Genomic DNA, 20,962 nt, shown 5'->3' on the forward strand with positions numbered 1-20,962 from the left:
CTGATCCTGATGTGCGTCCCGGCCATGCTGCTGCTGGCGGTGTTCCACTACCTGCCGGCGCTCGGCAACGTCATCGCGTTCCAGGACTACAACCCGTTCGCCGGCGACTCCCCGCTGGACGCGTTCCTGTCCAGCGAGTGGATCGGGTTCGGCAACTTCCAGTACCTGTTCGAGAGCCCGTCGTTCTGGGAGGCGGTCCGCAACACCCTCGCCATCACGGCCTTCCAGCTGGTGTTCTACTTCCCCGTCCCGATCCTGCTGGCGATCCTGCTGAACGGCATCATGTCGCCGCGGCTGCGGTCGTTCGTGCAGAGCGTGGTCTACCTGCCGCACTTCTTCAGCTGGGTGCTGGTGGTCTCGCTGTTCCAGATGATGCTCGGCGGGGCCGGGCTGATCGCGCAGACCGCGCGGGACCACGGGATGACCGCGCCCGACTTCATGACCGACCCGGACACGTTCTACTTCCTGATCACCTCGCAGGCGATCTGGAAGGACGCCGGCTGGGGCATGATCGTCTTTCTGGCCGCGCTGGTCGCCATCGACCCCTCGCTCTACGAGGCGTCCGCGGCCGACGGCGCCGGGCGGATGCGCCGGTTCTGGCACATCACGCTGCCGGGCCTGCGCCCGGTCATCGTGCTGCTGCTGATCCTGCGGCTGGGCGACGCGCTCAACGTCGGCTTCGAGCAGTTCTATCTGCAACGCGAGGCGGTCGGGCGCGACGCCGCCGAGGTGCTCGACACCTACGTCTACTACCAGGGCATCGGCGTGCAGCAGTGGGGCGTCGGCGCGGCCGCGGGCCTGTTCAAGGCGCTGGTCGGCCTGCTGCTCATCCTGGGCGCCAACAAGATCGCCCACCGGCTCGGCGAGCAAGGGATCTACTCCAAGTCATGACCACACTCGAGGCTCTGCGACCGAAGCGCCCCGGCGGACGGCCGGCGTGGGAGGAGAAGCCCACCCTGATCGGCCGGTTCGGCAAGGGTGTGGTGATCACCGTGGTGGTGCTGGCCGTGCTGATCCCGCTCTGGGTCGTGGTGGTCACCAGCCTCTCCTCGACCGACACGATCAACGCGGCCGGCGGTTACGTCTTCCTGCCGCGCGAGGTCAACCCGTCCGCCTACGTGGTGATCTTCTCGGGCGGCCAGGTCACCGACGCGGTGCTGGTCAGCACGATCGTGACGCTGATCGGCACGGCGCTCAGCCTGACCGTGACCGTGCTCGCCGCGTACGGCCTGTCCCGGGCCGGCACGCTGTTCCACCGGCCGATCCTGTTCTACTTCCTGCTGACCTTCCTGATCTACCCCGGCATGATCCCCAGTTACCTGGTGGTCACCGGCCTGGGCCTGAAGGACAACCTGCTGGCCCTGGTGGTGCCGGCCGCGGTGAGCGCGTTCAACCTGGTGGTGCTCCGGGCGTTCTTCATGGGCATCCCGCAGGAGCTGTTCGACAGCGCCCGGATCGACGGCGCCGGCGAGTTCCGGATCCTGGTCCGGATCGTGCTGCCGCTCTCCAAGGCGGTCACCGCGGTGGTCGGCCTGTTCTACGCGGTCGGTTACTGGAACACGTTCTTCAACGCCGTCCTGTACATCGACCGCAACGACCTCCAGCCGGTGCAGCGGGTCCTCCAGCAGTTCATCCTGGCCGGCCAGTCGCCGACCAACGCCACCTCGGGCGTGGTGCTCCCCGGCATCGGGTACTCCGCCCCGCCGAACCTGGCCATCAAGATGGCCGTCGTGGTGGTCACCCTGATCCCGGCCCTGATCGTCTACCCGTTCGTCCAGCGCCACTTCACCAAGGGCGTGATCGTCGGCGCGGTCAAGGGCTGACCCCGGCCCGCGCGAGACCACCGCCGGGTGGGCCCGGATCCCAGCTCCGGTCCCGCCCGGCGGTCTCCCTCGGCGCCGGGCAGGCCGCGACGTCGTCACCCGGGCAGCGAGAGGCGGCTCGGCACCCCGGCGAGCAGCGCGACCGTGACCGTGCCGCCCGGCCAGCCGACCACCGCGGTCCGCGCCTGCGCGGACGTCAGCGTCGCCTCCAGCATCCCCGGCCGCCAGGCCAGGTCAACCCGGACCGGGCCGCGGGCGACCAGCCCCCGCACGCTGCCGGTGAGCCACTCCGCGGGCAGGGCCGGGAGCAGCCGCAGGCGCGCTGGCCCGCCCGGCACGACGTCGCGGCTGGCCAGCAGCATCGCGGCGACCAGTGCGGGAAAGCCGCCCGCCAGGTCCACGTTGAACAGGTGGTCCCGGTTGTGCGTCGGCACCAGGTTCGGCCGCCAGTAGGCCTCGGCGAGCCGGGTCAGCGCGGCATGCGCCTCGGCGGCCAGCCCCAGCCGGGCCGCGGCCACGCCGAGCAGGGCGAGCCCGTACCCCATCTCGTCGGACGCCTCGCTCAGCCACCACCGCAACCGGCGCCGGACCGCCGCCACCGCCGCGGCGCGCAGCGCCGGATCCTCCTCGATCGTCACGTCCCCGGCGTAGTAGAACGGGTAGAGATGGCTGCAGTGCCGGTGCTCGTGGTTGTCGTCGAACCGCGGGTCCAGCCACTCGGCCAGCTCGCCCGCCGGGCTGATCCGGTGCGGCGGCAGCGCGTCCAGCAGGGCCTGCCAGCGCGGCGCCCGCGGATCCCCGGCGTCGTGGGTGAGCAGCGCCCGCAGCACGTCCCCGACCGCCCGCACGTCCATCGCCGCGTCCACAGTGGCCTGCGCGCCGGTGTTGACCGGATGGTTCTCCGGCGAGTAGGACGGGCTGAACCGTGCCCGCCCGCCGTCGATCTCGGCGAACGCCAGGTGGAAGTCGGCCACCTCGCGCAGGTAGGGCAGCGCGCGCTCGTCCAGAAAGGACCGATCGCCGGTGTGCTGCCAGTGCTCCAGGTAGAGCCGGCCCAGCCAGGCCGCGCCGGCGGTCCAGAAGGTCAGGCACCAGATCGGGCCGAAGTGGTTCTGCCGGCCGTGCGTGCCGAGGTGCGCGGGGGCGTAGAGGCCCGGCACGCCGTACAGGCGGCGGGCGTTCTCCCGCAGGTCGTCGCGGAGGGCGTCGAGCAGGTCGAAGAGCGGCGGCATCAGCTCCGGGGTGCCGGTGGTGTGCACCGCGAGCAGCGCCGCCTGGAGATTGCCGTCGATGGTCCAGGCGCTGCGCCACGGCGGTGACCAGGTGCCGCTCCAGACGCCCTGGAGCGTCGGTGGGCGGGAGCCGGTGCTGCTGATGATCGCGTACCGGCCGGCGTCGAAGAGCAGCTGCGTGCGCCGGTCGCCGGGCAGGTCCAGGCGGGCCCGGCCGAACAGGTCGCCGTGCTCGGCGGCATGCGCGGCGAGCAGGGCGTCGAAGTCCGGCATCGCGGGGAGGCCGGCCGGTTTCAGGCCGGGGGTGGTGCGGGCCGCGATGACCACCCCGCTTCCGGTACGCCAGGAGCGCGCCGTGACGGTGTATCCGTCGAGTGCCCCCGCCCAGTCCGCACCCCGGAACCGCGCGGTCAGGGTCGGACCGTCCACAGTGAAGTCCACCGGGCGCTCCGGGGTCCCGCCGACCGGGGCGAGCGACAGGGTCCCGCCGCAGCCGGTGAGCCGGATCAGCAGGGCGTCGGCGGGACGGGAGAAGAAGGCCTCGCAGGTGACGCCGTCCCACTGGTGGACGACTCGTCCCGTACCGAAATCGGTGTGTCGTGACCACCCGCCGCCCGGACGGTCCGGGATCACCGTGAGCGTCGCCGTGCCGATCAGCGGATCGATCCAGCGCGTCTCGGCGAACCCGGTGTGCTCCGCGGCCGCGAGGTCGCAGACCTCGGCCGCGGCCTCGGCGAACCGGCCCGCCCGCAGCATCTCCCGCAGGCGCGGCAGCGCCGTGGCGGTGTGCGGCGCCGGCAGCGGCTCGGTGACCGGCTGGAAGACCTCCTCGTGAGCCAGGGTGAACCGCAGTGCCGTGGGCGAGCCGTAACACAGTGCCCCCTGTCGTCCGTTGCCGGTGATCAGTGCGTGCTCCCAATTCTCGGTGGCGATCGCCGGATGGGACACCGGGCAGACCCCCGGAAACGAGAGGGGGGTCCGCCCGGTGGCGGCGGCGGGAGAGTCGGGGTCCGCAGGCGGGACGGGCCCGTTGACGGCACTGGTCACGGTGCCTACTTTGTTCAGAGCCAAAACTAAAGTCAAGGTGGTGTGATGCTGTTCTTCGGCGGCGACTACAACCCTGAGCAGTGGCCTGAGGAGGTCTGGGCCGAGGACGTCGCACTGATGCGGCAGGCCGGCGTCACGGTCGTGTCGCTCGGCGTCTTCGCGTGGTCGCATGTGGAGCCGGAGCAGGGCCGCTTCGACTTCGGCCTGCTCGACCGGATCATGGATCGGTTGCACGAGGGCGGGATCAAGGTCGCGCTGGCCACCCCGACCGCGTCCCCGCCGCCGTGGTTCACCCTGGCGCACCCGGAGGGATTGCCGGTCACCGCGGACGGGGTGCGGCTGACCCACGGCAGCCGGGACACCTACTGCGTCTCCGCCCCGGCCTACCGCGCGGCCGCCCGCACCGTCGCCGCCGAGCTGGCCGCCCGCTACGCCCGGCATCCGGCCCTGGCCCTGTGGCACGTGCACAACGAGTACGGCACCGACTGCCGCTGCGACCTGACCGCCGCCGCGTTCCGTGGCTGGCTGGCGAAGAGACACGGCGACCTGGACGCGCTGAACGAGGCGTGGACCACCGCCTTCTGGAGCCAGCGCTACTCCGACTGGGCGCAGATCATGCCGCCGCGCGCCACGCAGTACCTGCCGAACCCGGCGCACGTGCTGGACTTCCGCCGGTTCCTCTCCGACGAGTTCCTGGGCGCCTTCGTCGAGCAGCGCGACCTGCTCCGCACGGCGAACCCGGACATCCCGATCACCACGAACTTCGTGCAGGGCGGCTGGGTCAGCGTGGACCACGCGCGCTGGGCGGCCGAGGTGGACCTGATCGCGGTCGACCACTACCCGGCGGAGGCCGGCGACGGGGCCGAGGCGGAGACCGCGTTCGGCGGGGACCTGGCCCGCGGCTGGGCCGCGGCGGGCCCCGGCGAGTGGCTGCTCATGGAGACCGCGCCGAATCTGATCTACACGCCCGGGCGGATGCACGCCAAGGAGCCCGGGCGGCTCACCCGGCACAGCCTGAACTACGTGGCTCGCGGCTCGCGCGGGGCGATGTACTTCCAATGGCGCCAGCCGCGCGGCGGGGCGGAGCTGTTCCACTCGGCGCTGGTGCCGCACGCCGGGCCGGACAGCCCGGTGTTCCGCGAGGCGATCGGGCTGGGACGCAAGCTGGGGGCGCTGAGCGACCTGGTCGGCGGGACCGTCGCGGCGCGGGTCGCGATCGGCTGGGACGCGCCGTCGTGGTGGGCGTTGCAGGGCGGTGGGCTGCCGTCCGCCGAGATCGACTATCGGGCGGCGGTGCGGCAGGCGCATCGGGCGTTCTACCGGTCCGGGATCGCCACCGACTTCGTGTTCCCGGGGCTGGACGGCTTCGCGGCGCGGCTCAGGGCGTACCGGATCGTGGTCCTGCCGCACCTCTATCTCGTGTCGGACGTGGCGGCGGACGCGATCCGCGACTTCGTCGCCGGCGGCGGCCATCTGGTGGTCGGGCCGCTCAGCGGGATCGCCGACCCGGCCGGGCGGATCCGGCTCGGCGGCTATCCGGGCGCATTCCGGGACGTGCTCGGCGTGCGGGTGGTCGAGTGGCGGCCGCTGGCGTCCGGGGACGGCATCGCGCTGGACGACGGGGACCGGGCGACCGGGTGGAGCGAGCGGGTGGAGACCGCCGGCGCGGCGACCGTGGTCCGTTACGCGGGTGACGTGCTGGCGGGGGCGCCGGCGATCACCCGCAACCGGTTCGGTGAGGGTTCCGCCTGGTACGTGTCGGTGGGGCTGGACGACGACGGGTGGCGCCGGGTGCTGGACCGGGTCGCGGCCGAGGCGGGGGTGACGCCGGTGCTGCCCGGGCTGCCGCCGCGGGTCGAGGCGGTCCGGCGGGGCGATCTGCTGTTCCTGTTCAACCACGGCGACGTGCCGGTTTCGGTGCCGCTGCCCGGCGCGGACCCGGCGACCGTGCCACCCGGCGGCGTGGCCACGCACCCGCTTGGGTGACACTGGCCCGGTGACCGACAGCCCCGACACCAGCCCCGACACCGGCTCCGCGGCCCCCGCCGCTCCCGCACCGCGACGGCGCCGCCCGCTCGTCATCGGGCTGGGCGTGCTGGCGCTGGTCGTGCTCGCGCTGGTGACCTGGGTGGCCACCCGGCCGACCGACGTCACCTCGACGCGGGACGTGGCGCTGCGCGGCATCCTGACCTACGGCGGACCGGACCGCTGGGACGTCACCGCCCAGCCGGACGAGGGCCCGACGCAGATCATGAAGTTCGGCGAGCAGGGCGAGTTCGACGGTGAGCCGGTGCTGCTCAGCGATGACGGTTTCGTGGTGATCTGGTCCACGCCGGTGGTGTCGGCCGAGTCCTGCACGGCCCTGGCCAACTGGGCCGGGCGACGGGTCGCGCCGGAGGCGGAGCAACAGGTCGTCGCCGGGTGCGGCGCGGCGGTGGGGCGGCCGGCCGGTGACGTCGCGACGATCGCCACCTACACCGTCGAGACCGGGCAGTACACCTTCGTCGCGTGGTCCGGGCCGACCGGGCTCTACGCTGCCCTGATCTACACCGCGCCGGGCGCCTCGTCCGCCCCGAACGCCTTGCGGTAGGCCGACGGCGACGTCCGCATCGCCCTCGTGAAGTGGTGCCGGTAGGTCACCGGCGAGTCGAACCCGACCGCCGCCGCCACCTCCTCGATCGGTGTCCCGGTCGTCTCCAGCAGCGCCAGGCTGGCGTGCACCCGCTGCCCGATCAGCCAGCGGATCGGCGTGGTCCCGGTGGCCCGCGCGAAGTGCCGCAGGTAGGTGCGGGCCGACATGTGCGCCCGCCGGGCCAGCACCTCGACGGTGATCGGCTCGGCCAGGTTGCCGAGCGCCCATTCCATGCTGCGGGCCAGCCGGTCGTCGGCCGGGTCGTCGGCGACCGGCGCCTCGATGAACTGCGCCTGCCCGCCGTCCCGGTGTGGCTGCACGACCAGGCGGCGGGCCACCGCGTTGGCGATCGCCGGGCCGTGGTCGCGGCGGATCACGTGTAGGCACAGGTCCAGGCCGGCGGCGCTCCCGGCGCTGGTCAGCACGTCGCCGTCGTCCAGGTAGAGGACGTCCGCGTCGACCTGGACGTGCGGGTGACGGGCGCGCAGCAGCTCCGCGTACCGCCAGTGCGTGGTGGCCCGGCGGCCGTCCAGCAGGCCGGCGCCGGCCAGCGCGAACGCGCCCGAGCAGATCGACATGATCCGGGCGCCCCGGGCGTGTGCCGTCCGCAGCGCCGCGACCAGGGCGGGTGACGGGTCGGCGCGGACGTCCGGGACGCCCGGGACGATCAGCGTGCCGGCTGCCGCGAAGGTGTCCAGGCCGTGCTCGGTGTGCAGGGTGGCGCCGCCGACCACGCGGACCGGGCCGGGAGTCTCGGCGCAGATGGTCAGGTCGTACCAGGGGCGGTCGAACTCCGGGCGGGGCAGGCCGAACACCTCGGAGACGATGCCGAGCTCGAAGACCGACATGCCGTCGAACGCCAGCACGGTGACGCGTTCTCCGCGCCTCTCCACCTGATACATGGCGAGATATTAGCGGTGGATGGCATTCGCGCCACTGGGCCGGGGCGCGCCCGGACGGCACGATCAACGGCATGACCAGCGCGATCGAACACTTCAGCAACCGGCTCCGCTTCGAGACCGACGTCAGCGACGTGCACCACGACATCGAGGCCGGCACCCCCGGCGTGGTCGTCGTCGACTCCCGCAGCGACGAGGCCTGGCGGCAGGGGCACCTGCCGGCCGCGGTGCACCTGCCCACCCGCGAGATCGCGGCGCGGGCCGCCGAGCTGATCCCGGCCGGCGCCGCCGTGGTCACCTACTGCTGGGGGCCGGGCTGCAACGGGGCGACCCGGGCGGCCCTGGAGTTCGCCAAGCTCGGCTACGCCGTCAAGGAGATGATCGGCGGTTACGAGTACTGGGTCCGCGAGGGCTTCCCGGTCCGCGACGAGAAGGGCGAGTGGTCCCGGCCCGCCGACGAGCTGACCGCCCCGGCCGGCGCCACCTGCGGCTGCTGACCGGGGCCTCAGACCGCGGCGCGGGCGTTGCGCCGGCGGACCGTCACCGCCTCGGCCACGTTCAGCACGACCAGCACGGCGACCAGGGCGAGCACGGCGACGACGGCCGGGGTCAGCAGAGCCAGGGGGAGCAGCAGCGCGGCGGCCAGACCGGCCGCCGCCCGGCCCCAGCCGAAGACCCGAAACATCTGCCACCGGTTCCAGGCGAAGGTGATCAGGTAGACCGCGGTGCCGCCGCAGAGCAGCGCGGCCGGGTAGAGGTGCAGATGCTCGGCCGGGTGGGCGACCGCCTCGGCCAGCGCGACCGCGACCGCGATGACGCTGCCCAGCAGGAGCAGATGACCGTACGCCAGGACGTTGCGCACCACGTCGGTCTGCACCCGGGCGATGTCCAGCGCGTGCCGCATGGCGTCCGAGGCGAACGAGAAGTAGACCCACCACAGGGCGCAGGCCAGCGCGTACGCGGCGGTGACGGCAAGCAGCCGGGCCGCGGTGAGCGGCTCGTCCACGGCCACCCCGCCGACCGCCACCACCGACTCGCCGAGCGCGATGATCAGGAACAGCCCGAAGCGTTCCGGCAGATGGTGCGGCTCGAAGCGGACGGCCATCAGCCGGCGCCGGACCAGGCGCGGGGTGAGCAGATCGATGGCCGCGGCGGCGGTCCACAGCCAGAGCCGGGCGCTGCCCTCGACCAGGCCGCCGGCCAGCATCAACGGGCCGGTGACGCAGGCCGAGACGCTGAACGTGTTGATCGGGATGTTGCGCCAGCCGCGGAACACCAGGACCGCGAGCACCAGCCGGGCCGCCCAATAGGCGCCACCGAGGAGCAAACCCCGATCTTCGTACGCGTAGGGCACGGCGAGCGCCATGAACAGGCTGGCCGCGCCCATCCCGAAGACGCCGAGGCGGTCCGCGGTGTTGTCCACGTCGTGCGTGTTGGCGTGCACCGAGGTGCCCACCCAGACCCAGTAGATCGGCACGAAGACGACCAGCGCGTGGCCCACCCCGGACCAGGAGTGGTGCTCGTGCAGCAGGTGCGACACCTGGGTGACGGCGAAGACGAAGACGAGGTCGAAGAAGAGCTCACTCCAGGTGACCCGTTTCTCGGCGGCAGCCTCCGTCATCCCAGCAGCCTGTCGAGGAACTCGTTGCGGAACTTGCCGGCCGGGTCGAAGCGCCGGACCAGCGCGGCGAAGTCGGCGGCCCGGGGCAGCGCCGGCGCGCTGGTGAAGATCTTGCCGAGGTGCGGGCGGGCGCCGAGCGGGGCCAGCACCTTCTCCACGTCGGCGACGACCGGCAGCACCGCCTCGGTGTCGGCGATCCAGGTGAAGTGCAGGGCCAGGCTGTCCCGCTCGTAGTTGGGCGACAGCCACAGGTCGTCGGCGGCGATCGTCCGCATCTCGCTGACCTGGAGGACGTCCGCGACCCGCTCGCGGATCTGGGCCACCGCGTCGATCGCGTCGTTCGCCCGCGCCAGCGGGACGTGCCACTCGGATTGCAGCTCCGCGCCGCTGCTCGGGGTGAACTCCATCCGGAAGTGCGGCAGCCGCTCGTGCCAGGGGCCGGGCACGCCGCCCTGCTGAGTGCAGTTCTCGGTGGGCATGCCGGGCACCGGGTGGCGCGGGCCGTCGGCCAGGGTGGCGCCGTGGAACACCGGATCGGTCCTCGGGTCGCGTCGTTTCACCCAGACCTGGTCGACGTCGGTGCCGGTCCAGCGGGTGAAGAGGCTGACGCTGTAGCCGTCGGCGAGGATCTCGGGCAGCGCCGAGCGGACCGCGGCGGCCGGCAGGTTGTCATAGACGTACTGCCGGAGCTCGAACGCGGGTCGCACGTCCAGGGTCAGCGCGACGACCGCGCCCAGCGCGCCGAGCGCGGCCACCGAGCCGGGGAAGCTTTCGTCGCCCCGGGCCAGCGTGACCAGCTCGCCGTCGGCGCGGACGATCTCGATCCCGGCGACCGCGGTGGCCAGGTTCCCGTTGCCGACGCCGGAGCCGTGGGTGGCTGTGGCGACCGCGCCGGCCACCGAGATGTGCGGCAGCGAGGCCATGTTGTGCACGGCCAGGCCCTCGGCGTGCAGGCGGGTGGCGAGCTCGCCGTACCGGATGCCGCCGTCGACCCGGACGGTGCGCCGGTCCGGTCCGATCTCGACGGTGCGCGGCAGGCCGGCCAGCGACAACAGGTCGCCGCCGGTGTCGGCGAGCCGGTTGAACGAGTGCCCGCTGCCCAGCACGCGCAGCGCGGTGGCGTCCGCGACCAGCTCGCGGACCTCGTCGACGGAGCGCGGGCGGAGCACCTGCCGCGCGCCGAAGGTGATGTTGCCGGCCCAGTTCGTCAGTGGTTCCACCCTCGCCACCCTACGACGTGCCACATGATGGGACACCAGGGTCTGATCGGGCGTTACCCGGAGATCAAGGTCAATATTGGGTTGTCTCTAGGTGTATACGCCCATAACGTTGGTTCATGCCGTTGGATGCCTCACGGAACAGTCTGGTGCTGCCGATCCTCGGACTCCTCGGGGAGCGGCCCGCGCACGCCTACGAGCTGGCCACCCGCCTTCAGGAGCGGTATGCCCATCTCACCGCGACCCGCAGCACGGTGACCACGCTGCTCAAGTCCCTGCACCGGGCCGGCCTGGTGGAGGCGCGCGAGCCGGGCCAGGTGGGCAACCGCCCGCCCCGCACGGAGTACGAGCTGACCGAGCAGGGCGTGGCCGGCTTTAGGGCGAAGGTGGAGTCCGGATTGCGGGACACCCCGGTCGCCTCGGTCGACTTCGCGCTCGCCGTGGCGTACCTGGGGTCACTCCCGGCGGAGCGGGCCGTGGCCCTGCTGGAGGCGCGGGCCGAGCGGCTGGCCGAGGAGCGCGCCGGGCTGCCGGCCGGTGCCGGCGAGATGACCGAGGTGCACACCCTGGAGCACGGGTACTGGCACGGTCTGGTCACCGCCGAGCTGGCCTGGATCGCCGCGCTGGTGGAGCGGATCCGGACCGCCGAGCTGGCCTGGGCGACCGGCGCTCCGCCGGTCACTCCCGTCCCAGCGGCGGCCTGACCGGACCGCCTGATTCTTGCCATCCGGCAACAAAGCAGCCATGTCTGACCATCTCGTTTTCAGGGATATCTCTGACCTGCCCGGTTTACCGTTGGTGCGTCTTTGCGGCCGATCGAGGGGGACAGATCATGGCTTCCATCGTGATCGCGGAGGACGACCGGGACATCGCCGAGCTGCTCACCACCGTGATGAACAGCGCCGGGCACACGGTGCGGATCGCGCCGGACGGGGCCGCGGCGCTGGACGTGATCGGCAGCACGACCCCTGACCTGGTCATCCTCGATCACCACATGCCCGGGATGAGCGGCCTCGAGGTGGCCGACCGGCTGCGCTCCGACCCGGCCACCGCGGGCCTTCCCGTGATCATGATGTCCGCCGCCACCCCGGCCGCGGCCCGGCAACTGTGCGACGTCACCATCTCCAAGCCGGTCCGGCCGAAACACCTCGTCGAGGCGGTCAACGAGCTGCTCGCGGCGTACCCGGCCGGCGAGCACCCGCCGGTCGCGCACCCGGACGCCGCCGCCCACCTGGCCGACGTGCCCCGGCTGCTGGCCGTCTCCGACTTCCTGACCCGCCCGGCCAGGGCCGCCGGGCTGGACGCGTTCGCCGAGCGGCTGGCGGTGCTGACCGGCACGCCGACCGCCGCGGTCACCCTGATGCTGAACGACACCGTGGTGGTGGCCGGGTCGTACGGGCTGCCGACGTGGGTGCGGGAGGCCGGTGGCGTGCCGGCCGAGTGGTCGCCGGACGCCATCGTGGTGGCCGAGGACGTGCCGGTGCTGATCGCCGACAGCCGGGAGAGCGAGGAGTACGCGAGCAGCCCGCTGTTCGCCGTGAGCGGGATCCGTTCCTACGCGAGCGTCCCGCTGCACTCGCCGGAGGGCCACATCGTGGGAACGCTGTGCGTCATGGATGAGAAACCCGGGACGTGCACCGAGGACACCGTGCAGATCCTGCACTCGCAGCGTGCGGCAGCCCTGGGCCTGCTCTCGCCGGCCGGCCAAGCGCCGATCGTGCCCTGATCACCGCGCGTACCCGGGCCGTTACCTGCGGATTTATCAGACGTTACAGAAAGTTATCCTTATCCGGTTGCGCCCCAAGATCGTCCGTTTTGTAGTCGTATCGTGACGCATCTGGCATGTGGGTCATTGATTAGGCAAAACGGAAGGGCAATCGGCGGTTCGGAGGATGCTCCCTCAACTCTGCCCCAAATCGAGATCAACTGCTCGTGCGCTCGTAACGAAATGTGGATCACAATCGGTAACGGCCGCGACGGGGGTGGGGCAGGATGCAGCGCGGCACAACCTTCAGGAGAGAGGGAGCGCGCCATCATGGCGGAGATCCATCACTTTGACCACGGATGGGTGACTCCGGCAGTCAGCTATCTGCTGTCCGTCCTCGGCTCACTGCTCGGCCTCACCAGCGCGGTCCGTCTCCGTTCGGCCCGGACCAACGGTGAGAAGGGCTGGTGGCTGGTCCTCGCGGCGCTCGCCATCGGCGCCACCGGCATCTGGAGCATGCACTTCGTCGCGATGCTCGGCTTCGACGTGGTCGGCACCGCGATCCGCTACGACGTCAGCCTCACCGCTGCCAGCGTGGTGATCGCGTTCGTGGCGGTCGGCGTCGGCCTGGCCATCGCGCTGCTGGGCACCGCTGCCCGGCAGGTCCGGATCGTGATCGGCGGCGTCCTGGCCGGCCTGGGCGTGGCCGCGATGCACTACACCGGCATGGCCGCGATGCGGCTGAACGGCGAGATCCAGTACTCCGGCTCGCGGGTCATCCTGTCGATCGCGATCGCCGTGGTCGCCGCCACGGTCGCCCTCTGGCTCACCCTGGTGGTCAGCAAGCCGATCGTCATCTTCATCTCGGCGCTCGTGATGGGCGTCGCGGTCAACGGCATGCACTTCACCGGCATGTCCGCGATGTCGGTGATCGAGGAGGACCACTTCGGCACGATCGAGGGCGCGACCGCCGCGTCGCTGCTGGTGCCGATCGGCGTCGCGGTGGTGTTCGGGATCATCGGCATGGCGTACGCGCTGGCCGCCGCCCCCAACGAGGAGGACCGCGCGGCCGCCGAATACCTGAACGCGCGGATCGACGCCCGGCTCGCGAAGCAGGCGCAGGAGGCGAAGAGCCGGACCGGCCGAGGCACGCTCGGTAACGGAGCGTGGACCTATCGGGACCGTGGACCGCAGTCCTGAGCGGGCCTCGCCGGTCTGTCCGGGCTTTCTCAACCGAACCGCCAGCTAGACGATACGCACGGCCCCACCCCAGGTAGATAGGGTTTTCCCAGCTACGGAACGGCTTTTCGGGAGTGGGTGGGGGCGCGCGTGGCGGTCGGAATTCTGGGAACCGGTTCGTATCTTCCGTCACAGATTGTGACCAATCTGGACTTGACCGGGCGGGTGCCGGACGCCGACCCGGAGTGGGTCGCCCGGAAGACCCTGATCGAGGCGCGCCGGTTCGCGGCATCCGGCGAGGCGGCCTCCGACCTCGCCGGCCACGCGGCCCGGGCGGCCCTGGAGGACGCCGGCGTCGCCGCCGCCGAGATCGACTACATCGTCGTCTCCACCTCCACCGGGGACTCGCCCCAGCCGCCCACGTCCAACCTGGTGCAGAATCTGATCGGCGCCGACCGGGCCGCCTGCCTCGACGTGAACGCGGTCTGCGCCGGCTGGGTCTTCGCCCTCGGCGTGGCCAACGGCCTGGTGGCCACCAACCCCGGCGCACTGGTCCTGGTGATCGCCGCGGACATCTACTCCCGGATCCTGGACTTCGGCGACCGCCGGACCGCGGTGCTCTTCGGCGACGGGGCCGGGGCCGCGGTGGTCGGGGCGGTGCCGGACGGCTACGGCATCGTCGACCTGGACCTCGCCTCCCGCGGCGAGGCGAACGGCCTGATCTATGTGAAGGGCGGCGGCAGCCGCCTGCCGGCCACCCCGGAGACGGTGGCCGCCGGCGACCACTACTTCCGGATGAACGGCCGCGGCGTGCGCGACTTCGTGGCCGCCGCCGTGCCACCCGCTCTGGAGAAGCTGCTCCACCGCAACGAGATGAAGGCCGGCGACGTCGACCACTTCGTCCCGCACCAGGCCAACGGCATCATGCTCCGGGAACTGGTGACGGCCGCCGGTTTCCAGAACGCCCGGACCCACCTGACGCTGGAGCGTTACGGCAACGTCGGCAGCGCCTCGCTGCCGGTCACGCTCGACGACGCGAACCGTGCCGGCGCCTTCCGTGCCGGGGATCTCCTGCTGCTGGCGGGATTCGGTGGCGGCATGTCGATGGGCGCCTGCCTGCTCCGCTGGGGCCGCTGACCGTCCACATCAGGCGGTTGTCCACAGGCGCCCGGCGTGATCATGGAATCGCGCACCATACTGCTTGAGGGGGATCCCCCTTGGGGCGGGCGGGCCTTGTGCGCGCGGGCCTTGTGCGCGCGGGCCTTGTGCGGGCGGGCCTTGCGCGGGCGGGCCTTGCGCGGGCGGGCCTTGCGCGGGCGGGCCTTGCGCGGGCGGGCCTTGTGCGGGCGGGCCTTGTGCGGGCGGGCCTTGTGCGCGCGGGCCTTGCGCGGGCGGGCTGGTGGATGCGGCTAGTGGGGTTTGACCAGCCAGTTCCAGGCGCGTTTGAGGTTGCTGTCCGGGTGGGCCTCGGGCAGGTCGCCGGTGGGGCGGGGCAGGTGGTCGGCCGGCTCGGTGAGGATGACGCCGTTCTCGTAGAGGCCGGCGACCTTGTCGCCGGCGGCGAAGCGGGGACCGTCCGGGGTGCTGAGCAGGAGGCCGTGGAAGACGTCCTCGTGTTCGTCGGCGAGGACGTGGTCGACCGTGCCGACGGTGTCGCCGCTGGGGGCGTATACCGGTACGCCCTCGCGCAGGACCAGGTAGGCGACCGGCTCGCCGAGGTCTTCCGCCTTCTCCGTCATGGCTTGGTGCATACCCCGCGGGGATCTCCGAAAACCCTGGATCAGCTTTTCGGCTGACCTGATCATGGCGATTTGTCCATATCGCGTTTCGCCTCCGAAAACGCGGTCAAATACGGACAGTCAGTCACTCAATTCCCATATCGTCGCTTTTGTCGGGCCGCGCTACTGCCGGACCGGACAACAGAGGCATCGGAGGATTCGTAATGCACAAGAGTCGGCGAATCGCAGCTATGTTCGCGCTGGCCACGGCGGCGACCGGGGTGGTCGCCGGCGCCGCCGCCGGGCCGGCTGCCGCGGCGCCGTTCCGCGGCCCGCAGCCGATCACCACCTGGCTGCGGCCGGTGCCGGCGAACGTTCCCAGCTGGATCGAGATCGCCTGGCGCACCGACCGGACCATCTGCGACGCGCGGGTCCAGGTCCGCGGCGACCGGGTGCGGGTGGACTACCTCGGGCACCGCAACGGGGCGCAGTTCTCGCGGGGCTCCACGCTCACCCCGCGGCGGACCGACGTCACCCGGATCCGGGTCACGCCGTACTCGGTGTTCGGCGGGGTGGCGCGGCTGTGGACGACCATCTCGTACGACGAGTGCGGCTGGCGGGCCCGCACTCAGATGCGCACGACGGTGCTCACGCTGCCGGTGCTGCGCAACAGCTCGCCGGGGAATCAGGGTGGTCCGGGCGGCCCCGGAACCGGATTCCCCGGCGGTCCCACCGGCCCCGGCCAGGGTCAGTGGCCCGGCCAGGGTCAGTGGCCCGGCCAGGGTCAGGGTCCCGGCCAGGGTCAGGGTCCCGGCCAGGGTCAGGGTCCCGGCCAGGGTCAGGGACCGGGCCAGGGTCAGGGACCGGGCCAGGGTCAGGGACCGGGCCAGGGTCAGGGACCGGGCCAGGGTCAGGGACCGGGCCAGGGTCAGGGACCGGGCCAGGGTCAGGGTCCCGGCCAGGGCCAGGGTCCCGGCCAGGGCCAGGGACCGGGCCAGGGTCAGGGCAACTCCGGTAACCCCCAGCAGGGTGGCGCCAACCCCGGCGGCTCCCACTCGGGCGGGGGCGACCAGAACTGGCCGGGCCACGGTGGGCCGGGACAGGGCGGCGGCGGTCACCACTGACCCTGTCCCCGCATGAGAGAGGCGCACGGCCGGCTTCCCCCCGGTCGTGCGCCTCTCGGCGTACCGAAACCGGTCTTGATCTGAAGAACCGGCCGCCGGACAGGGGGTGTCCGGCGGCCGGTGGGGCGCCCGGCGGGCCAGGGGGGCAGGCCGTGCCGGGCGCGGGTCCGCAACCTCAGCGGCGGGCCATGATCAGGCCGGCCGGGTCGCTGCACACCAGGTCGAGGGCGCGCTGCACCACCTGCGGGTCGTAGGTCGAGGCGTGGAAGGTCGCCTCCAGGTGCAGCACCCCGTTCATCTCGCTGGTGGTCAGCGTGACGCCCTCCGGGCCGTTCAGCGTCGGGACGCTCTGGTTGACCCGGCCGGCCGCGTCGACGGCCCACGGCAGGTCGCCGAGCACGTCGTGCCGGCCCTGGTTGCTGAAGGTCAGCCGGGGGCGCGGCCGGGTCGCGATCTCGGACGGGAACGGGTCCGGCAGGCCGGGCGCGCCGGTCAGCAGCAGCTTGCCCTCGCGCAACGCGATCATGGTGAGGATCCGGCCGGTGGCCAGTTCCGCCTTCAGTGTCTTGTGGATCGACATCGGGTCGATCAGGTTCTCCGGGCGCAGGTACGGGCCCATGCAGAAGTTGCTGTCGATGCTCACCCCCGGGCCGAGGTAGCGACGGGCGTCGGCGAGGAAGGTGCCGCCGGTCAGGTCCGGCTCCAGGCCCAGCTCGACCAGCGCCGAGGTGAACGCCGCGAAGGTGATCGCCGAGGTGGTGACACCCGGGGCGTACTCGTCGCGCCAGGTGCGCATCTGGCCGAGGACCAGGGACGAGCGGGCGGTACGCACGGTCAGGCCGGCCTGCCACGGCCGGGTCGGCCCGGGCTCGGCGTGCGGCGGCGCCGGGAAGCTCAGCCCGGTCCGCCACCGGTCCGGGTGCAGCCCGAACTGCTTCCACCAGGCCTTCGGCAGCGCCCAGCGGTGGCGCGCGGACGGGGCGATGCGCGCCGCCCGGCCCTCGTTCGCGGCCAGGATGAGCTCACGCAGCAGGGTGTTCACCGGGCCGGCGTCGCCGTACGCGTGCGACACCTTGAGCGCCACGTACCCGCCGCCGACCAGGATCCGCACCGGGTGGTGTCCCCGCGGCTCGGCCTGCAGGCGCCGGGTCATCGCGTCGAAGTCCACCGGGCCGGGCCCGGCGTCGGTCACCGCGTCGAGCACGTAGGTCGCGAAGCTCGCCGCGTCCATGTGCTGCCACTTGGCGCCGGACCGGTCCAGCCGGGAGACCGCCCGGTGCGACGGATCGGCCAGGTGCAGCCCGACCAGGGCGTTGCGCAGCCGGTCCGCGGTGACCCCGGTCAGCGGGCCGACCGTGCGGATGTACTCCAGCGGCAGCCACGCCTTCTCGTGCAGGGTCAGGCTGGTGGTGGACATGACATTCACTCCCTCTGCCGGCGCCGTCTCGTCGACGACGGGCGCGAATACAACCTTGAGCACGGTCGGCGCGACCAGCACGGTCTCGATCGCCATCACCACGGCGACCCAGGTGACCAGGTCGGTCAGGTCCCCGTGGGTGCCGCCCCACCAGGCCGCGAGCAGTTCGGCCGCACCGGCGAAGACCGAGAAGATCCCGGCGCCGCGGACCTTGCCCCGCACCCGGGACACGGCGAGGAAGAAGTGGTGGAAGACGAACGGGACGTAGGTCAGCGTCAGGATGGCGAGCGCCGAGCCGGCCGTCTCGGCGTACGCGCTGCCGAACACCGACATGATCGGCTCGGCCAGCAGCATCACCACCAGCGCCACCGGGACGCCACCGGCCAGGCAGATCAGCAGACCCATCCGGACCTTGCCGCGCAGCGCGGCCTTGTCGCCGGCGGCCACCGCGAACAGCGTGAGCGCCACGTTGCCGGGGACCATGGCCAGGAACGACAGCACCATGAACGCGGTGTAGAAGGCGGCGTTCGCCTCGGCCGAGAGCACCGCGGTGACCACCAGTGGCAGGGCCGCCCGGGGCAGGTAGGTGGCCAGGTTCAGCAGGTTGTGGTCGAAGGTGGCCCGGCCCCGGCCGTGCAGCAGCGACACCCGCGGGCGCAGCGAGTCGATCATGCCGCGCCGGCGTACCGCCCGGTGCAGGATCGCGGTCGACGCGACGATGCCGGCCACCCAGGTGAGCAGCAGCTCGCCGCCGGTCAGCGTGATCGGCAGCAGCGCGAGCACACCGAGCAGGACCAGCTTGATCACCGAGAACCAGGCGTTGCGCATCAGCTGCAACGGGCCCTGGAGCAGGCCGACCATGGCCTCGTCGAGGACCAGCGTCATGGCGTTCAGCGCGATGCCGGCTACCAGCAGCACGGTGCCCGGGACGCCGCCCATCGCCGCTTGCAGGCTGGGGATCCAGAGGTGCGCGGCGGCCACGTAGAGCAGGCCGCCGGCGGTCGCCGCGGCGCCCGCGACCAGCAGGCAGGTGGAGATCAGGTCCCACTTGCCGCGGCGGATCGCCGGCAGGTCGGAGATCAGCATGGTGCCCATGCCGAACATGCCGATGGTGCCGATCAGGGTCATCGCCGAGACCGCGGCGGAGGCCTGGCCGACCGCCGCGGGCGTGGCGACGCGTGCGGCGATCCACCAGTACGCGAAACCGAACGCCGAGGTGACCAGCGTCGTCGCCATCAGCGAGCCGGCGTTCAGGAAGAGGTCGACGTGACCGCGCAGTGCGGCCAGGATGCCCCGGCGTGCCGTCACTTCGTCACTACCCCCAAGATCGGCATGGTGACGAAACTAGTAACTCGCCGTGTTCATCGGGTAGGGCGAATCTGATCAGCCTGGCAAGCTGTCTGGACTGGAAAAACGACCGAAAGGGCGAGCGGTGTGATCTGGCTTTCAGTTACCCGGCGTCACAGCCAGCCGGTCTTCTTGAGCCGCCAGTAGAGGCCGCCGCAGAGCACCGCCATGGTGCCGACCGAGCCGGCGAAGCCGTACGGCGACCCCAGCCCCGGCATCACCGCGAAGTTCATCCCGTAGATCCCGGCGATCACCGTCGGCACCGCGGCGATCGCGGCCCACGCGGCGATCTTGCGCATGTCGTCGTTCTGGGCGATCGAGATCTGCGCCAGCCGGGCCTGCAGGATCGAGTTGAGCAGATCGTCGAAGCCGGCCACCCGGTCCACCGCCCGGCCCAGCCGCCCGCGCACGTCCACCAGGTAAGGCCGGAGGCCGGCCGGCAGGTCCCGGGCCGCCAGCACCTGGGTGAACGGATCTGCCAGCGGCAGCACCGCCCGCTTGAACTCCACCATCTCCCGTTTCAGCTGGTAGACGTGGGCGATCCCGGCGCCCCGCCCGGCGCTGAAGATCTCCTCCTCCAGGGTCTCCAGGTCGCGCTCGACGTGGCCGGCCACGTCCAGGTAGCTGTCGACCAGGCGGCTGCCCACCGCGTACGCCACCGCCCACGGCCCGTGCCGCAGCACGTCCGGCCGTTTCTCCAGCTCCTGGCGCACCGCCCAGAGCGGGCCGACCGGGCCGTGCCGCACCGTGATGGCGAACCACGGGCCGATCAGCACCGTGATGTCGCCGGTCTCCACCACCTCGGAGGTGTCGGTGAGCCGGTCGTGCTCGACGTACCGGGCGGCGCGCAGCACCAGCCGGGTCACCTCGCCTACGGTCTCCATCCCGGGCCGGTGCCCGCCGCTGGTGGCCCGCTCGGCGAACAGCTCGTGCAGGCCGAACACCTCGGCGATCAGGTCCATCGTGGCCCGGTCCGGCTCGTGCAGGCCGAGCCAGACGAACGCGTTGCGCCGGCGCCGGGCGATCCGGGCCGCCTCCGGGAACGGCACCTGCCGCGGCTGGCCCGGCTCGGCCCGGCGCTGCCCGGCGGCGTAGACCGCGCAGTCGACGACCGCGTCCGGGTTGCCCAGGCGCGGGGCGGGCGCGGCGCGCCGGGGCCGGCGCAGGGTGTCCAGGAACTGGCGGAACGGACGGAGGCGTTGCTCCAGCATGCGTGCTCCCCATCCCCGGTGTGCGGCGGTCCAGGGATGGAAGGTAGCGGGTCAGTCCGAGCGGTGCATCGCCCGCACGCCGACGAGCAGCCCGAACAACCCCATCCCGGCGGCGGCGATCAACCCGTACGCGGTGGCCCGGGACCAGACGTCGCCGTCGAACAGCGCGCGCTCGGCGTCCACCACGTACGTCATGGGGTTGATCTTCGACAGGGTCCGCAACCAGGCCGGGCCGTTGTCGATCGGCAGCAGCACCCCGGCGAGCAGCAGCAACGGGAAGAGCAGGGTCTGCTGCACGGTCCAGAACAGCCACTCCTGGTTCTTCGAGGCCAGCGCGAGCGTGTACGACAGCGCGCCCAGCCCGACGCAGAACCCGGCCAGGATCAGCAGCCCGAGCAGCGCCCCGCCCAGGTGCAGCCGGAACCCGAACGGGATGCAGACCGCCACGATCAGCGCGGCCTGGGCGAGCATCGGGACGATCTCCTTGAGCGCCCGGCCGATCAGCAGGGCGGGGCGGCGCAGCGGGGTGACCAGCATCCGCTCGTGCGAGCCGGTCTGGATCTCGTAGAGCAGGTTGGAACCGGTCATCGACGAGCCGAACAGGCAGGACATCACGATGATCCCGGGCACGAACCACTGGAGCGACTGATCGTCGGGCAGCAGCGGCGCGAACAGCGCCAGGAAGAACAGCGGCTGCACCATCGAGAAGATGATCGTGAACGGGCTGCGGAGCACCGGGCGCAGCTCGCGGCTGAAGACGACCCCGGTGTCGGTGACGAGGTTGCTCATG

At 72.1% G+C, this 20,962-nt stretch carries 18 protein-coding genes; 10 read left to right on the forward strand and 8 right to left on the reverse strand.

The features are described 5' to 3' along the window. The first annotated feature begins 9 nt into the window (after window positions 1-9). The gene (locus Aiant_RS26855) at window positions 10-891 is read left to right on the forward strand and encodes an ABC transporter permease (RefSeq protein WP_425322716.1); all 882 of its coding nucleotides are present in this window, start codon (window positions 10-12) and stop codon (window positions 889-891) included. Beyond that, window positions 888-1,823: a carbohydrate ABC transporter permease gene (locus Aiant_RS26860; protein WP_189329597.1), complete on the forward strand. Its 936-nt coding sequence runs from the start codon at window positions 888-890 to the stop codon at window positions 1,821-1,823. The genes Aiant_RS26855 and Aiant_RS26860 overlap by 4 nt, the downstream gene beginning before the upstream one ends. Before the next feature lie 95 nt (window positions 1,824-1,918). Here the strand turns inward: Aiant_RS26860 and Aiant_RS26865 are convergent, their stop codons facing one another. Beyond that, window positions 1,919-4,003, reverse strand: a complete 2,085-nt coding sequence (locus Aiant_RS26865; RefSeq protein WP_189329598.1) for a glycosyl hydrolase family 95 catalytic domain-containing protein — start codon at window positions 4,001-4,003, stop codon at window positions 1,919-1,921. 144 nt (window positions 4,004-4,147) lie between these two features. On the opposite strand from Aiant_RS26865, the gene Aiant_RS26870 reads away from it, so the two are divergent. Together Aiant_RS26870 and Aiant_RS26875 are read left to right on the forward strand one after the other, a co-directional pair. Then, window positions 4,148-6,088: a beta-galactosidase gene (locus Aiant_RS26870; RefSeq protein ID WP_189329599.1), complete on the forward strand. Its 1,941-nt coding sequence runs from the start codon at window positions 4,148-4,150 to the stop codon at window positions 6,086-6,088. A gap of 10 nt (window positions 6,089-6,098) precedes the next feature. Next, entirely contained in the window at window positions 6,099-6,692 is a 594-nt protein-coding gene (locus Aiant_RS26875; RefSeq protein WP_189329600.1) for a hypothetical protein, read from the forward strand. Here Aiant_RS26875 and ftrA read toward each other — a convergent pair. Further along, window positions 6,647-7,636, reverse strand: a complete 990-nt coding sequence (gene ftrA, locus Aiant_RS26880) for a transcriptional regulator FtrA (protein ID WP_189329601.1) — start codon at window positions 7,634-7,636, stop codon at window positions 6,647-6,649. The two genes, Aiant_RS26875 and ftrA, sit on opposite strands and share 46 nt — an antisense overlap. A gap of 71 nt (window positions 7,637-7,707) precedes the next feature. Between ftrA and Aiant_RS26885 the strand changes: the two genes are divergently transcribed. Next, window positions 7,708-8,130: a rhodanese-like domain-containing protein gene (locus tag Aiant_RS26885; RefSeq protein ID WP_189329602.1), complete on the forward strand. Its 423-nt coding sequence runs from the start codon at window positions 7,708-7,710 to the stop codon at window positions 8,128-8,130. Window positions 8,131-8,138: 8 nt separating this feature from the next. On the opposite strand, the gene Aiant_RS26890 is transcribed toward Aiant_RS26885, so the two are convergent. Next, entirely contained in the window at window positions 8,139-9,254 is a 1,116-nt protein-coding gene (locus Aiant_RS26890; RefSeq protein ID WP_189329603.1) for a low temperature requirement protein A, read from the reverse strand. Next, window positions 9,251-10,474 carry an FAD-binding protein gene (locus Aiant_RS26895; RefSeq protein ID WP_189329604.1) on the reverse strand — a complete coding sequence of 408 codons (1,224 nt, stop codon included), beginning with the start codon at window positions 10,472-10,474 and terminating at the stop codon, window positions 9,251-9,253. The genes Aiant_RS26890 and Aiant_RS26895 overlap by 4 nt, the downstream gene beginning before the upstream one ends. Window positions 10,475-10,590: 116 nt before the next feature. On the opposite strand from Aiant_RS26895, the gene Aiant_RS26900 reads away from it, so the two are divergent. The 4 genes from Aiant_RS26900 (at window position 10,591) to Aiant_RS26915 (ending at window position 14,492) form a co-directional block, all read left to right on the forward strand. Beyond that, window positions 10,591-11,175, forward strand: coding sequence for a PadR family transcriptional regulator (locus Aiant_RS26900; RefSeq protein WP_189329605.1), 585 nt, complete (start codon window positions 10,591-10,593; stop codon window positions 11,173-11,175). Window positions 11,176-11,303: 128 nt separating this feature from the next. After that, a complete protein-coding gene (locus Aiant_RS26905; protein WP_189329606.1) occupies window positions 11,304-12,197 on the forward strand; it encodes a response regulator in 894 nt (297 codons plus the stop codon). A gap of 309 nt (window positions 12,198-12,506) precedes the next feature. Further along, window positions 12,507-13,376: an MHYT domain-containing protein gene (locus tag Aiant_RS26910; RefSeq protein ID WP_189329607.1), complete on the forward strand. Its 870-nt coding sequence runs from the start codon at window positions 12,507-12,509 to the stop codon at window positions 13,374-13,376. Window positions 13,377-13,553: 177 nt separating this feature from the next. Then, window positions 13,554-14,492 (forward strand): 3-oxoacyl-ACP synthase III family protein, encoded by a 939-nt coding sequence (locus Aiant_RS26915; RefSeq protein WP_229829906.1) that lies wholly within the window; start codon window positions 13,554-13,556, stop codon window positions 14,490-14,492. Window positions 14,493-14,764: 272 nt separating this feature from the next. On the opposite strand, the gene Aiant_RS26920 is transcribed toward Aiant_RS26915, so the two are convergent. Further along, window positions 14,765-15,094: a hypothetical protein gene (locus tag Aiant_RS26920; RefSeq protein ID WP_189329609.1), complete on the reverse strand. Its 330-nt coding sequence runs from the start codon at window positions 15,092-15,094 to the stop codon at window positions 14,765-14,767. A 230-nt stretch (window positions 15,095-15,324) separates the two neighbouring features. Here Aiant_RS26920 and Aiant_RS26925 point away from each other — a divergent pair, with 230 nt between their 5' ends. Next, entirely contained in the window at window positions 15,325-16,197 is an 873-nt protein-coding gene (locus tag Aiant_RS26925; protein WP_212846525.1) for a hypothetical protein, read from the forward strand. A 175-nt stretch (window positions 16,198-16,372) separates the two neighbouring features. Here the strand turns inward: Aiant_RS26925 and Aiant_RS26930 are convergent, their stop codons facing one another. The 3 genes from Aiant_RS26930 to Aiant_RS26940 form a co-directional block, all read right to left on the reverse strand. After that, window positions 16,373-18,922, reverse strand: a complete 2,550-nt coding sequence (locus tag Aiant_RS26930; RefSeq protein WP_189329611.1) for a lipopolysaccharide biosynthesis protein — start codon at window positions 18,920-18,922, stop codon at window positions 16,373-16,375. Window positions 18,923-19,074: 152 nt separating this feature from the next. Next, window positions 19,075-20,172, reverse strand: coding sequence for a magnesium and cobalt transport protein CorA (locus Aiant_RS26935; RefSeq protein ID WP_189329612.1), 1,098 nt, complete (start codon window positions 20,170-20,172; stop codon window positions 19,075-19,077). A 51-nt stretch (window positions 20,173-20,223) separates the two neighbouring features. Next, window positions 20,224-20,961, reverse strand: a complete 738-nt coding sequence (locus tag Aiant_RS26940; protein WP_189329613.1) for an ABC transporter permease — start codon at window positions 20,959-20,961, stop codon at window positions 20,224-20,226. Window position 20,962: the final 1 nt, after the last annotated feature.

The sequence above is a fragment of the Actinoplanes ianthinogenes genome (assembly GCF_018324205.1).
Lineage (GTDB): Bacteria > Actinomycetota > Actinomycetes > Mycobacteriales > Micromonosporaceae > Actinoplanes > Actinoplanes ianthinogenes.